Here is a 12,849-nt window from a genome sequence, read left to right as displayed (position 1 = left end):
GAGCCTGTTGGGCACACGCGCATCGATGGCTATTTGTGGAGTTCAATGGCGAGGACCTGGCCATCGACGGTTTTGTCTGTAGTTTCGGCGTATGAGATGCGCGCGGTGCGGCCTTCAAAGTCCTTGCAGGGATTCATGGAGCCGGTTGGGTTGAAGCCAGCGGCGCTGAGATCGATCTTTATGAAGTTGTTGTTGTAGAGGGTGACGGTCTGGGCCGGGGCTTTGAGCTGAAACTCGATGATGGTGGGATAGGAACACGTGACGGATTGGATGATGCCGGTGAGGGAGTGCTTTGGGCCTGAGGCCGCGTCAGGATGCTTTGGTGCAGCATCGGCTGCGACTTTTTGCACGATCCGGACGGTCTGAACTCCGGCTCCTGCGCCGGGAATGTCATCAAGCGTAACCACCTGTCCCTGCCCTTGCGGAGCCTGTGCGGCGTGGGCGCGAGCCTGCTGAATCTGAGTGACCTGAGAGATACGGCTCTGGACGAGATTCACCTCGCTGGGGGTTTTTGCGACTTTCACGGCAGTCTGGAGAGCGGAGAGAGCCTGATCGAAGCGGCCCAAGGTCATGAGCACGTTGATGGCGTTGAGGCGGTAGTACAAGTTGGATGGATCAAGTTTGACGGCCTGCAGGGAGAGCTGAAGTGCCTGATCGCGTTTATCAGGCTGCCGCTCATAGAGGCCGGCCAGGCGATCATAGGCGGGGGCAAATTTGGGATTAAGCTTGATGGCGGCCTGCAGGCTGGATTCGATGAGCGCGTCGTCGGCAGAGCTGCCGCCCTGCGACATGGCGGCGAAGTAGTAGTTGGCAAGATAGCTCTGGGAATCGAGCTTGACGGCTTGCGCGTACCACTTGCGAGCCTCTTCGTGATTATTAGCGCGCAGCTCAATATTGCCCATGGTTTCCATGGCCGCAACATTGTTGGGATCGGCCTTGAGGATGGAATCGATGACACTGCGGGCTTCCTGCTCGCGCTGGACATCGGCGAGAACATCAGCCCGGGCGGCATCGGCCTGAAACTGCGTGAGCGTGCGAACGGTGTAGGAGGACTCGTCTATGGGCGCGGCAGCGGAGTTGAGAACGAACTCTTTGTAGTTGCCGGCGTTGATGTAGGACTCAAGCGCAGACTGAAGCTGCTTGAGATTGCCGAAGATCTGTTCGGCGGCTGCGATGGAGTCTGTGTGATTGGCCACGAGATTGAGGTAGTCGAAGAGGCGGTGGGTTCCCTTCTCTTTATCTGTGATCTGAAAATAATGCGTGAGTGCCCAGGATTCCGCGTAAAAGATCGAGCCCTTTTCCTCTTCGTGATAGTAGGGTGAGCTGGCATCGATCTTGAGAAGAACGGGAAGCGGAATGAGCTTTTGCTGGCGCAGGTAGAGGATGTCGTCGGCGCTGGGCTTGCCGAGCTCGACGTTCTTGTCGTGGATGGTGGTGTTCTGAAAGAACTCGGCAATGCCTTCGTTGAACCAGAGGGGTATCCAGTCCGCGGCAGAGCGAAAGAGGAGGTGGGTGTATTCGTGGTAGACGGTGGCGAAGGGGTTTTCCTGTTCGGCGTCGAGGCGGAGAAGGATGTAGTTTTTGTCGGACGTGCTAAGGAAGTATCCGGCGAGGGAGAGCTGGCCTTTGGCGAGATAGGCCTGTGGCTCGAAGGACTGGAAGGTCTTTCCGTTTTTGGCGGCGAAGATGAGGATGGGCTCCGGCGGATCGACATTGAACTTTGGATAGAGGGTCGAAAAGACCCAGCGCATACGTTCGAACTGATCGAGCGTATGGCGGCCCTGCTTCTCTCCGGCGTTGGTGATAACCGTGAAATGCGGGCTACGAACTTCTACCCATTGGTCCGGCGCGGCAAAGGCCGGGACCGAGGCAAGGCCGAAGAGGAGAACAAGGCAAAACAGATGTGGGCGCATGAGCGCGGTCAGTGTAGCAAAGAGAGAGATCGGAAGGGCAGAAAAAACGTGAGCTGTGCTGGCTGTGAGAGGGTCTGCGTGCAGGATAGCGGTGAGTGCGTCAGCGGGCGATGGAATAGTAGAGGCGGAGGGTTCCGTTGGGTAGTGCGGAGGATTCCTCGAGGCGCATTGGGCAGCGGTTGCCTGCGGGGAGCAGCGGGGTTCCGGAGCCGAGTAGGATGGGGATGACGCTGAGCTCGACAGTATCGACGAGGCCGGCATCGAGCAGGGTGCGAAAGAGCGCGCCTCCGCCCATGAGCCAGATATCTTTTCCGGGTTGGGGGCCTGATTCGGCTTTGAGGGCGGCGACGGCCTCGGAGATTTTATCGCTGAGGATGGTTGCGCCGGGGTATTGCTTGAGGGTAGTGGAGACGACGACTATTTTCTTTCCCATCGCGTCAAGAGATGGGAAGCGCTTGATGGCGACTTCAAAGGTGCGGCGGCCCATGAGCAGGGTGTCAAATTCATTCCAGAGCGCGGCGAAGTCGAAGGATGGATCGGTGATGATCCAGTCGGATTCGCCGTTGGGTCCGGCGATAAAACCGTCGAGGCTTACGGCGACGCTGTAACGGAGCTGGCGCATGGAGGGTCAGTGTAGCAAAGGGTGGCCAAACGACTGCAAATTATGAAGATGAATCGTCCAACCAACCTTAAACCCATTCCGTACACCTAAGTAGAAGTTAGATGTGTAGATACATAAGGCTGGAGGATGTCTAAATGATCCGCTGGAAATCACTGATTTTTGTCGCTCTTACTTTTGTTCTGGTGAGCAGCTCGCCTAAAACTCCCGCAGCGCACGCAGCAGCAGCAGCACAGATTTCAGTTGGAATCGGCGTTGCGCCGGTATGCCCCTATGGGTATTTCGACTATGCGCCGTATGATTGCGCTCCGTATGGCTACTATGGGCCGGATTGGTTTACGGGGGGCGTGTTTATCGGCGCTGGTCCGTGGTTTCATGGGCCGCATGGATTTTACGGACACGTAGACAACCGCTATGATCCGCACCATGGCTATCACGGCCCGATGCCGGAACGTAATGCGCAGGCATTTACGCATTTCCAGGGCAATGAAGCTCGGGATGGACGTGGGAATGTAGGTCATGCGGGACATGAGCCTACCAACGAGCACAGCGCAGGATTTTCGCATGCAGGTGGCGGCGGACATCCCGGCGGCGGTCATCCCCGGTAAGCTGTTGATGGTAGAAAGCGAAAGGCCCACTCCGAGGAGTGGGCCTTTTTGTTGCTGATCGGAATAGCTCAGCCTTCTTCGGTTTCGCGGAGTTTGGCGATTACGGAGAAGTCTTCGAGGGTGGTGGTGTCGCCTTTGATTTCGCCGTGGGTGGCGAGCTCGCGGAGGAGGCGGCGCATGATTTTGCCGGAGCGGGTTTTGGGGAGTGCTTCGGTGAAGCGGATGTCGTCGGGACGGGCTAGTGAGCCGATCTCCTTGGAGACCCACTTCCGAAGCTCGTCTTTGAGTTCTTCTGAGGGCTTGTGGCCGGATTCGAGAGAGACGAAGGCAGAGATGGCCTGGCCTTTGAGATCGTCTGGACGGCCTACGACGGCTGCTTCTGCGACCTTGGGGTGGGCGACGAGGGCGGATTCGACTTCCATGGTGCCGAGGCGGTGGCCGGAGACATTGATGACGTCATCGACGCGGCCCATGAGCCAGAAGTAGCCATCTGCATCCTGACGCGCGCCGTCGCCGGTGAAGTAGCAGCCGGGGACATCGGACCAATAGGTCTTCTCATAACGCTCTGGATCGCCGTAAATGGTGCGGGCCATGGAGGGCCAGGGCTTGCGGATGACGAGCAGGCCGCCTGAGCCGGCGGGGACTTTTTCGAAATGACCTTCGGCGTCAGGCTTGGTGACGACTTCCGGCTGGATGCCGAAGAAGGGGCGCGTGGCGGAGCCGGGCTTGGTGGCGATGGCGCCGGGGATGGGCGAGATCATGATGGCGCCGGTTTCGGTTTGCCACCAGGTATCGACGATGGGGCAGCGATTGCGGCCGATCTTCTCGCGATACCACATCCAGGCTTCGGGATTGATGGGCTCACCTACTGTGCCGAGGAGGCGGAGGGAGCTGAGGTCATGCTTTTCTACATGCTCATTGCCCCACTTGATGAAGGCGCGGATGGCGGTGGGAGCGGTGTAGAAGATGGTGACCTTGTGGTCGTCGATGATCTTCCAGAAGCGGGAGAAGTCAGGGAAGTTGGGCGCACCCTCATACATGAGGACCGTTGCGCCGTTCTGGAGCGGGCCGTAGACGACGTACGAGTGGCCAGTGACCCAGCCGATGTCGGCGGTGCACCAATAGACGTCGTGGTCCTGAATGTCGAAGACGTATTTGGTGGTGATGTAGGTTCCGACGGCGTAACCGCCGGTGGTGTGGACGAGGCCCTTGGGTTTGCCGGTGGTGCCGGAGGTGTAGAGGATGTAGAGCGGGTCTTCGGAGTCGAGCGGTTCGGCGGGGCAGACGGAGGGTGCGTTAGCTACGAGCGAGTGCCACCACCAGTCGCGGCCGGTGACCATGTTGATGGGCGAGCCGGAGCGCTTGTAGACGACGACGTGCTGAACAGTGGGGCAAAGCTTGAGGGCTTCGTCTACGGTGGCTTTGAGCTTGATTTCCGTGCCGCGGCGGAAGGATGTGTCCTGGGTAAGGATGGCGACGCAGGAGGAATCGTTGACGCGATCGGCGATGGCTTGAGCGGCGAAGCCGCCGAAGATGACGGAGTGGACTGCGCCGATGCGGGCGCAGGCGAGCAGAGCGATGGCGAGCTCCGGCGTCATGCCCATGTAGACGGCGACGCGATCGCCTTTCCTGATACCCAGAGACTTTAGGGCGTTGGCGAATTTCTGGACTTCAGTGTGCAGCTCGGCGTATGTGAGGCGGCGGACTTCGCCGGGCTCGCCTTCCCAGAGGATGGCGGTCTTGCCGGCGCGAGTGCCGAGGGCGTGGCGATCGACGCAGTTGTAGCTCAGATTGATCTGGCCGCCGACGAACCACTTGGCCAAGGGAAGGTTCCAGTCGAGAACCTTGTCCCATTTTTTAAACCAGTGAAGATCATTGGCGACGTTGGCCCAGAAGGTTTCCGGATCTTCGATGGACTGCTTGTAGAGCTCTTCGTATTGCTCAAGGGACTGGATGTGGGCGTGGGCGCTGAACTCAGGCGAAGGCGGGAAAAGACGGTTTTCGCGAAGGGTGGATTCAAGGTCCTGGTTTGCAGCGGAGGGCGTGGAAGACATCGTTTGGTCCTTTTTATATGGGCAGCGGTACAGTGGATCGCAAGGTTTGGTTACGGCGCTGAAGCGCGAAAGATCTTGTGGGAAAACTTTATCGGGCTAGAGGTTGGATGGGCAAGGGCGCTTGGGATACGCGCCTGTGGCTTTCACGCCTATGGAGCGGATGTTCTTGACGAAACAAAGCCTGCTCCGGGCAGAATTCGCTTGCTTACCCAAGAGTTCGACGGTATGCTCGGTGACCGAATCTTCCGAATCCACTTTTGCTGGAGACATCGATGAGTCTTCTTGACGCGATCCGAGGCTGGTTCCACAAACCGCAGCCAGAGCCGCCTGCTGCTCCCACGTCCGCTTCAGCGGGCAAAACCGGCCCACCACCAGTCAACGCACAGACGACGACGCCATCCGACCAAAGATTCGTTTTGCTGATTCATGGCTACTCGGCGAGCGGCACGGATTTCCTGCCCTGGAAACAGGCCCTGGAGGCAGCGAATATTCCGGCGGCGATTGTTGACGTGGGCAATTACGTCACGCTGAACAATGAAGTGACCATCAAGGACCTGGGCGAAGCATTTGACCGCGCATTGCGGCTGAACAAGTTTCCGGGGACACCCAGAGGGGACAACTGGTCGTTTGATGCGATTGTCCATTCGACTGGAATGCTGGTATTACGCCAGTGGCTGACGAGTGACCCGCATCCCGGAGACCCGGTGCGAAGCCGCGTTCGCCGATTGAAGCATCTTGTGGGACTGGCTCCGGCGACTTTTGGATCACCGCAGGCGAAAAAGGGGCGCAGCTGGCTTGGCACTTTGGTCAAGGGGAACAAAAACCTGGGACCGGATTTCATGAATGCGGGCAACGAAGTTCTGGATGGCCTTGAGCTGGCGAGCGAATATACGTGGGATCTGGCTCACAAAGATATGATTTCCGCGACGCCGTTCTATGACAAGGGGGATACGACACCTTATGTTGCGATTTTCATTGGAAACGAGGCCTATGAAGGAATTGCCGCGGTTTCGAATTCGCCGGGAAGCGATGGGACGGTGCGATGGGCTGGATGCGCGCTGAACGCGCGTAAGGTGAGCCTGGATTTTCGCCGGTTTCCGAAACTTGATCCGAATGACCCAACGAAGCGATGTGACATTACGGACTGGTCAAGCAAGCGGCTGGCGGCTCCGATCATCGCGGTGGAGAAGAAGAATCATGGGACGATTATCTCGGCTCCAGATCCTGTGGTGGTGAGTCTGATCAAGGAATTCCTTACCCTGGCTGATGCGGCCGCTTATGACGATTGGGAAACGAAGGCGCTTGCAGCGGGAGCTGGTCCGCAGCGGGTAATGGATACGGCCGGCCACGACGATTCAGGTGGCGCGGGCTGGCAACAACTGGTGATTCGCATGGTGGACGAACGCGGGGACGGAGTTCCCGACTACAACTTTCAGCTTTTCTGCGGGGATGACCTTTCCCAATCAGACGACCCAGAGTTCGCTCCGGTGCGCCTGATTGCGGACACGTATTCGAGCGACTCGAGCTATCGCTGTTTTTATGTTCCGCTCACGGACGAGATGCTGAAACTGAACGCCAACGGAAAAAAGATGTGGGTTGAGCTGATTGCTTCTAGCGGCTCGGCGCTGATTGAGTACGAAGCTTATACGGGCGGCGAGAATGATCCGCCCCAACGATTGGCAATCGATGCGCACAGTGGAATTGACCAGAAGCCGGTCAAGATGGACATCACCGCACTTACGGAAGGATCGGGATCTTTGTTTTATCCCTACACCACGACATTGCTTGAGGTATTTGTGGAACGCGAGCCGATGCCGCTTGGCGCCGTCAGCAGTATATTCACCTTTCCACCCTATGCTCCAGAAGCTGAGTCATAACGAAAGGTTTGCGAGAACCGTTTCGAGCGATAGTATTTGCTGAGCTCATACACATGAAAAACAAGGAGGAAGAAGGAATGAGTCATCCGGTGGTGCATTTTGAGATTGGTTGCAAGGACAAGGCGACGACGAGCGCGTTTTATGAGGCGGCGTTCGGGTGGAAGATCGATGAGGGGCCGATGGGGATGATCGATACCGGCTCCGGCGAAGGAATTGCGGGGCATGTGGCGGCGCTGGGGCATGAGCCGCATCAGTTCACGCACTTTTATGTGCAGACGGATGATGTGGCGGCGCACCTGAAGAAGGTTGAAGAGCTGGGCGGGAAGACGATTGTGCCGCCGGTGCCGATTCCGACGGGGACGTTTGCATGGTTTGCGGACCTGGAGGGGAACGTTGTGGGGCTGTGGAAACCTAACTGAGGGAATAGGGATCATGGATCAGAAAGATAAAAGCCCTGAAAGGGAGGAGATGTTGTGCCGGATAGATCGACGCCGTACATCGAATATGCGTATGTGATTTACCGGATTCCTGCGCAAGGCGTGAAGACGCTGCTGGGCGGATTTACGGCAGCGGCGGGCCTGCCGGAGCTGCCGATCCGCAGATATGAGGGAACTGAGGAACTGGGGAGGGTGCAGGGGACGTACACCGCGAACGATGTGACGATGAAACGTGGGCTGGTCAATGCTACAGAGTTGTTGAACTGGATTGCACAGACACGCACCTCGGAGGCCTCAGCGGTTTCAGAGATGATCGTGACACTTCGTAACGAGACCGGGACGCCAATCATATCGTGGCAGCTGACGAATGCGCTGCCGCTTCGCTATACGGGTCCGCTGACAGACAATCAGGATGAGGCAGCGCTCGAAGAGCTTATTCTGAGCTGCCAGAGCATTCAGCGTTTGCTGCAGTAAGAGTGATATATGCTTCCCTTCCCTGCTCCGGATTATTTCTGTGGGGCTTCTTCCCAGATGAGGGTGTTGTGGGTTTCCTTGAGCCAGAAGACGCCACAGATAAAGCAGAGGGATGCGACGGCGATGGGATAGTAGAGGCCGGCGTAGATGTTGCCTGTTGAGGCGCAGACATAGAGTCCGATGAGCGGGAGCATGCCTCCGAAGACTCCGTTGCCGATGTGGTACGGGAGCGAGACCGACGAGTAGCGGACCTTTGCCGGGAAGGCCTCGACGAGGTACGCGGCGATAGGGCCGTAGATTCCACAGCCAAAGAGAACCTGTAGCCATATAAGAAAGATCAGCAGGGGCTTGTTGGCGGCGGTGGCGGCCTTTGCGGGAACGGCGCTGCCGGTAGCTGCATCGAGCGTCATGGGCGTGAGCTTAGGCGCGCTGGTGACCTTGTCGACGACAGAGGAGACACTGACGATGCCGTTGCCAGCGGCTGAGACCATGCCGTGATAAATGGGGATGTAACAGATGGCAGCGGCGAGGAGCGAGGCCATCATGAGCTTTTTGCGGCCCATGCGATCGGAGAGAGAACCGAAGACGGTGTAGAAAGGCATGGCACAGAGGAGCGCAATGCCGACGAGGATGTTGGCGTCTCTGGCGGGGACTTTCAGGATGGTCTGTAGATAGAAGAGCGCGTAGAACTGGCCGGTATACCAGACCACTCCCTGCCCCATCGTGGCTCCGAGGAGCGAGATGAGGATGCGCTTGAGGTTGGGCCATTGTGTGAGAGCGTCCGTAAGCGGCTTGGTTGAGTTCATTCCGCTGGATTTGAGCTGCTGGAAGATGGGCGACTCTTTCATGCGGATACGGATGGCGAGCGAGATGCCGACGAGGATGAGCGAGAGAAGGAATGGCAGACGCCAGCCCCAATCTTCGAAAGAAGCCTTGTTCATGGACTGCTGGGTGATGACGATGACGCCGAGTGAGATGAAGAGGCCGAGGGTGGCGGTGATCTGAATGAAGGAGGTGTAGAAGCCACGCTTGTTGTCCGGGACGTGCTCAGCAACGTAGACGGCGGCTCCGCCGTATTCTCCGCCGAGAGCCAAGCCCTGCAGGATGCGGATGAAGATCAACATGATCGGAGAGAACCAGCCGGCGGTCTTGAATGTTGGCAGCATGCCGATGGCGGCTGTGGAGAAGCCCATGATGGTAAGGGTGATGATGAAGGCGATTCGGCGGCCGGTGAGGTCGCCGATGCGGCCGAAGAAGAGCGCGCCAAAGGGGCGGACGAGGAAGCCGACAGCAAAAGTGGCGAGATAGGCGATGAGTTGGAAGACTTCATTGCCGGGGGGATAGAACTTGGAGGCGAGGACAGTGGTGAGCGAGCCGAAGATGAAGAAGTCATACCACTCGATCATGGTGCCGGTGGCCGAACCGATGATGACCTGGGGAATGGAGTATTGGGTTTTGGGAGCGGAGCCGGAGATGGCCATGCGTGCTGCTTCCTCAGATTGCACAATGCCGCGCTTGCTCAACGATGCTTTCAAGGCAGGTGTTGCGCAGAGACGTGGCGATGTGAGGATTCAATTCTGGCTGCCCACTTTGCGGGGCCGAGGGGATGGATGTCAAGTTAATTTCTGTGCCGGCTACGACCACTTAAATGCACGGTCCAATACGCCTGTTCTCTATCGATGTGCGTCTTCAACCGCCAAGAACGTCTCCAGAGCCTGCGAAATGACATTGTTCAGCTTCTGATGATGATCTTCGGCAAAGAGAGCCGCACGTTTGTGCAGGTCTGCTCCTACGCGTACGTTGAAACTACCTTTGAATGGCTGATCAGGAGTCTTTCCTTCGACCTCACATAAGGCGAGATACTCGTCGGTAGCTGCTTTGAAGTTCGCTTCGAGGCTGTCTACGTCGGACCCTTCATAGGTCACCATATCGCGGATTCCCAGCAGTGATCCATGCAGAATGCGATCTTCTGCGCTGTACTCTACGGAGCCGTCATAGCCCTTGTGACGCAGTGTTTGACTCATGGCAGCTTTCCTTCCTGACAGAGAAACTGAATGGTAGCTCGAATCTGATACGCCTTGAAAACCACAGACGGCCGCGAATCGTAATTATTTGGAGTAGCGAATCTGGTGCCAGATCCAGGCGGTGCGGAGGATTTCGTCGAGCTGAGAGTAGCGGGGCTTCCAGCCTAGTTCGCGGATGGCTTTCTCGGAGCTGGCTACGAGGACGGCGGGATCGCCGGAGCGGCGGGGATGGAGATGGGCGGGGATGGCGTGGCCTGTGACGCGGCGGGCGGATTCGATGACTTCTCGGACGGAGAAGCCCTGGCCATTGCCGAGGTTATAGATGAGGCGACCACCGAGGTCTGTCCGGTCGAGAGCGGCGAAGGCGAGCATGTGGGCGTCGGCGAGGTCGGAGACGTGGACGTAGTCACGGATGCAGGTGCCGTCGGGAGTGGGGTAATCGTCGCCATAGATGCTGATGGATTCGCGGCGGCCGAGGGCGACGTCGAGGATGATGGGGATGAGATGGGATTCGGGCTCGTGGGCTTCGCCACGCACGATGCCCTGGGAGGTTTCCGGCGCACCGGCGACGTTGAAGTAACGCAGGGAGGCGTAACGGAGGCCGTGGATCGAGTGAAACCAGCGCAGGATGTGTTCGACGAGGAGCTTGGATTCGCCATAAGCATTGGTGGGAGCGAGGCGGGCATCTTCGGGGATGGGAACGGCTTCGGGTTCGCCGTAGACAGCGGCGGTGGAAGAGAAGACGAGTTTGCCGACCTGTTGCGCGTGCATGGCTTCCAACAGGCTGAGCGTAGAGGCGGTGTTGTTGCGGAAGTAGATCTCAGGCTTCTTCATGGATTCGCCAGCCTCAATGAGGGCAGCGAAGTGCATGACGCCGTCGTACGAACGGCTGGCGGAGCGGGCTTCGGCGAAGATGCTTTCGAGCAGGGGCCTATCGGCTAAGTCGCCTTCTATCAATGGGACGCCGGCGGGGAGCATCTCGCGCTGGGCGTGGCAGAAGTTGTCGAAAATGACGGGTTCATGTCCGCGATCGAGAAGCAATCCGGCAACGGTACCACCCACGTATCCAGCTCCGCCAGTGACCAGTATCTTCACGATTTGTTTCCCTTTCCTGATCGTTTTTCGATTAAGCTGAGTCTATTACATAGAGTATGTGCTGCTGTTTTTGCGCAGGCGGCGAGTGCCGGATTGATGGTATGGGCGGTGTGAAAAGCCGCGGCGATTCATCTCCCGACGGAAATTTTGATGCTGAGAGAAAATGGCGCAGACGAATACATCCAAAGGTTGCATCTAAGTATCAGGAGGGCGTACGCGCTTCCAGACTTTCGGTGGAACACAGGTCATCAACATTCCTTACCATCAGGACTATCGAAAGTGACAAATAATGGTTACCATTGATGTATTGGTTGCTCTTTGGTTATTCCTAGTGGTTGATTAGAAAGACTGAGCGGATAGGAACGAAGTACAAGTTGTGCAGAAAGAAGCGCATAAACATCTTTTCCGCAACTGGTACGATTCCGCGCAGGCGAATTCAATAACGGATTTGTACGATAACGAGTAATTCGGGCCAGCTCGTCCGCCGTATCGTGACGGGCGATATAGGAAGAAGTAGCCGTAGATTCTTTAGAAACGCGGTTTTCGGGATAGATCCAGTCACGATGACGCCTGATACGACACTCAATGGAATGGCACGAGACAGGAACAGCGCCGTGAACCGTACGCAACCCAGGAACGAGGATAGAGCAAATATGCCCACGACTCCGCCCCCGATTCGAGCAAACTTTGGCCTTCTGCCTGAACCGAAGAGCAGCCCTACGACTTTTGTTACCAGCGCGGTAATCAATATGTTGATTCTGGCGCTGGCGATTTATATCGGAATGACGGCGAAGAAGGTGATAGAAAACCATAAATTCGAGCAGACTGAGCTGATCTTTCCAGTTGAGACTCCACCACCGCCGAAGATCAAGATTACTCCGCCGAAGCTTCCGCCGCCGCCGAAGCCGCCCGAGGCGAAGCTGGAACCTCCAAAGATTGCTTTACCGAAGCCGGTCCCTCAGCCTGAGGTGAAACCGCTGCATCTGGAAGAAAGGATCAAGACTCCGGAGATCAAGGCAGCCAAGCCGCAGGTGGTTCTTGCTCCGCAGCCAAAGGCCGCGCTGACAGCGGCCGCTCCGGCACAGGTGCAGCAGGCGAAGCCTTCTACAACGCCAGTACACCTGGGCGAGACCTTTGGCGTGACACCGAATCCGAATGCAACGAAGCCAGCCACGGTGGCCGCTGTCGGAAACCCCTATGGCGGGATGGAAGGCAAGGCGGTTGCACCGACGGGTGTTGTGGGCTCGACAGGAATCGGAAATGGAACCAAGTCCGGCTCTAATGCCGGCGTTCAGGGCCGTGTGGCTTCTGCCGGGCTGCCGGGTGGAACCGGAACAGGACCTGGCGGAAGCCAATATGGAACAGGCAAGGTGACTTCGGCGGGAATTCCTGCGGTGCAGAAGGCCGCAGTGGCGACGCCTGTCCCGACGGACACCGCGAAGTCAACTAATCTTGAGGTGTTGTCGAAGCCCCCATCGCGGTACACGGAGGAGGCTCGGGCTCTCAAGATTCAGGGCGATGTGGTGCTTCGTGTCACCTTCAGCGCCAATGGCCAGGTGGTCGTTCAGGGCGTGGTGCACGGCCTTGGACATGGACTGGATGAAGAGGCGCGCCGCGTGGCGCAGCAGATTCGTTTTCATCCGGCTACAAGAAACGGCCAAGCAGTGGATCTAACGACAAACATTACGATTACGTTCCAGTTGGCATAAGATCAAGGATGCAGGAATGGCGGGTCCGGCTGCAGTGGG

11 protein-coding genes are annotated in these 12,849 nt (G+C 57.6%); 5 read left to right on the top strand and 6 right to left on the bottom strand.

Annotated elements, in window-relative coordinates; translation table 11 throughout:
- Positions 1-29: 29 nt before the first annotated feature.
- Together VO84_RS19675 and VO84_RS19670 are read right to left on the bottom strand one after the other, a co-directional pair.
- On the bottom strand, positions 30-1,913 hold the full coding sequence (locus VO84_RS19675; RefSeq protein ID WP_058189494.1) for a tetratricopeptide repeat protein: 1,884 nt from the start codon (positions 1,911-1,913) through the stop codon (positions 30-32).
- A gap of 100 nt (positions 1,914-2,013) precedes the next feature.
- On the bottom strand, positions 2,014-2,535 hold the full coding sequence (locus VO84_RS19670; protein ID WP_058189493.1) for a dihydrofolate reductase family protein: 522 nt from the start codon (positions 2,533-2,535) through the stop codon (positions 2,014-2,016).
- 134 nt (positions 2,536-2,669) lie between these two features.
- Between VO84_RS19670 and VO84_RS19665 the strand changes: the two genes are divergently transcribed.
- Positions 2,670-3,140: a hypothetical protein gene (locus VO84_RS19665; protein WP_058189492.1), complete on the top strand. Its 471-nt coding sequence runs from the start codon at positions 2,670-2,672 to the stop codon at positions 3,138-3,140.
- Between the two features lie 68 nt (positions 3,141-3,208).
- Here VO84_RS19665 and acs read toward each other — a convergent pair whose 3' ends face one another.
- A complete protein-coding gene (acs, locus tag VO84_RS19660) occupies positions 3,209-5,194 on the bottom strand; it encodes an acetate--CoA ligase (protein WP_058189491.1) in 1,986 nt (661 codons plus the stop codon).
- Positions 5,195-5,466: 272 nt separating this feature from the next.
- Between acs and VO84_RS19650 the strand changes: the two genes are divergently transcribed.
- From VO84_RS19650 to VO84_RS19640, 3 genes are all read left to right on the top strand, one after another.
- Positions 5,467-7,071, top strand: a complete 1,605-nt coding sequence (locus VO84_RS19650; protein WP_058189489.1) for an esterase/lipase family protein — start codon at positions 5,467-5,469, stop codon at positions 7,069-7,071.
- A gap of 77 nt (positions 7,072-7,148) precedes the next feature.
- On the top strand, positions 7,149-7,490 hold the full coding sequence (locus tag VO84_RS19645; RefSeq protein ID WP_058189905.1) for a VOC family protein: 342 nt from the start codon (positions 7,149-7,151) through the stop codon (positions 7,488-7,490).
- A 54-nt stretch (positions 7,491-7,544) separates the two neighbouring features.
- A complete protein-coding gene (locus VO84_RS19640; protein WP_058189488.1) occupies positions 7,545-7,982 on the top strand; it encodes a phage tail protein in 438 nt (145 codons plus the stop codon).
- A gap of 32 nt (positions 7,983-8,014) precedes the next feature.
- Here VO84_RS19640 and VO84_RS19635 read toward each other — a convergent pair whose 3' ends face one another.
- From VO84_RS19635 to galE, 3 genes are all read right to left on the bottom strand, one after another.
- Positions 8,015-9,505: an MFS transporter gene (locus VO84_RS19635; RefSeq protein WP_231738103.1), complete on the bottom strand. Its 1,491-nt coding sequence runs from the start codon at positions 9,503-9,505 to the stop codon at positions 8,015-8,017.
- Between the two features lie 150 nt (positions 9,506-9,655).
- Positions 9,656-10,006, bottom strand: a complete 351-nt coding sequence (locus VO84_RS19630) for a type II toxin-antitoxin system HicB family antitoxin (protein ID WP_058189487.1) — start codon at positions 10,004-10,006, stop codon at positions 9,656-9,658.
- Positions 10,007-10,090: 84 nt separating this feature from the next.
- The gene (gene galE, locus VO84_RS19625) at positions 10,091-11,101 is read right to left on the bottom strand and encodes a UDP-glucose 4-epimerase GalE (protein WP_058189486.1); all 1,011 of its coding nucleotides are present in this window, start codon (positions 11,099-11,101) and stop codon (positions 10,091-10,093) included.
- Positions 11,102-11,754: 653 nt separating this feature from the next.
- Between galE and VO84_RS19620 the strand changes: the two genes are divergently transcribed.
- Positions 11,755-12,810 carry an energy transducer TonB gene (locus VO84_RS19620; protein WP_058189485.1) on the top strand — a complete coding sequence of 352 codons (1,056 nt, stop codon included), beginning with the start codon at positions 11,755-11,757 and terminating at the stop codon, positions 12,808-12,810.
- The last annotated feature ends 39 nt before the right edge of the window (positions 12,811-12,849 follow it).

The sequence above is a fragment of the Occallatibacter gabretensis genome, assembly GCF_001449115.1.
GTDB lineage: Bacteria > Acidobacteriota > Terriglobia > Terriglobales > Acidobacteriaceae > Telmatobacter > Telmatobacter gabretensis.
Note: the sequence above shows the minus strand (reverse complement) of the source record. Positions and strands in the feature narration are given on the sequence as shown.

What these genes read in the sequence shown, in the direction of transcription:
- VO84_RS19630 (WP_058189487.1), bottom strand. Translation starts at nt 10,006, where the DNA reads ATGAGTCAAACACTGCGTCACAAGGGCTATGACGGCTCCGTAGAGTAC.
- VO84_RS19645 (WP_058189905.1), top strand. Translation starts at nt 7,149, where the DNA reads ATGAGTCATCCGGTGGTGCATTTTGAGATTGGTTGCAAGGACAAGGCG.
- acs (WP_058189491.1), bottom strand. Translation starts at nt 5,194, where the DNA reads ATGTCTTCCACGCCCTCCGCTGCAAACCAGGACCTTGAATCCACCCTT.
- VO84_RS19670 (WP_058189493.1), bottom strand. Translation starts at nt 2,535, where the DNA reads ATGCGCCAGCTCCGTTACAGCGTCGCCGTAAGCCTCGACGGTTTTATC.
- VO84_RS19665 (WP_058189492.1), top strand. Translation starts at nt 2,670, where the DNA reads ATGATCCGCTGGAAATCACTGATTTTTGTCGCTCTTACTTTTGTTCTG.
- VO84_RS19620 (WP_058189485.1), top strand. Translation starts at nt 11,755, where the DNA reads ATGCCCACGACTCCGCCCCCGATTCGAGCAAACTTTGGCCTTCTGCCT.
- VO84_RS19650 (WP_058189489.1), top strand. Translation starts at nt 5,467, where the DNA reads ATGAGTCTTCTTGACGCGATCCGAGGCTGGTTCCACAAACCGCAGCCA.
- VO84_RS19675 (WP_058189494.1), bottom strand. Translation starts at nt 1,913, where the DNA reads ATGCGCCCACATCTGTTTTGCCTTGTTCTCCTCTTCGGCCTTGCCTCG.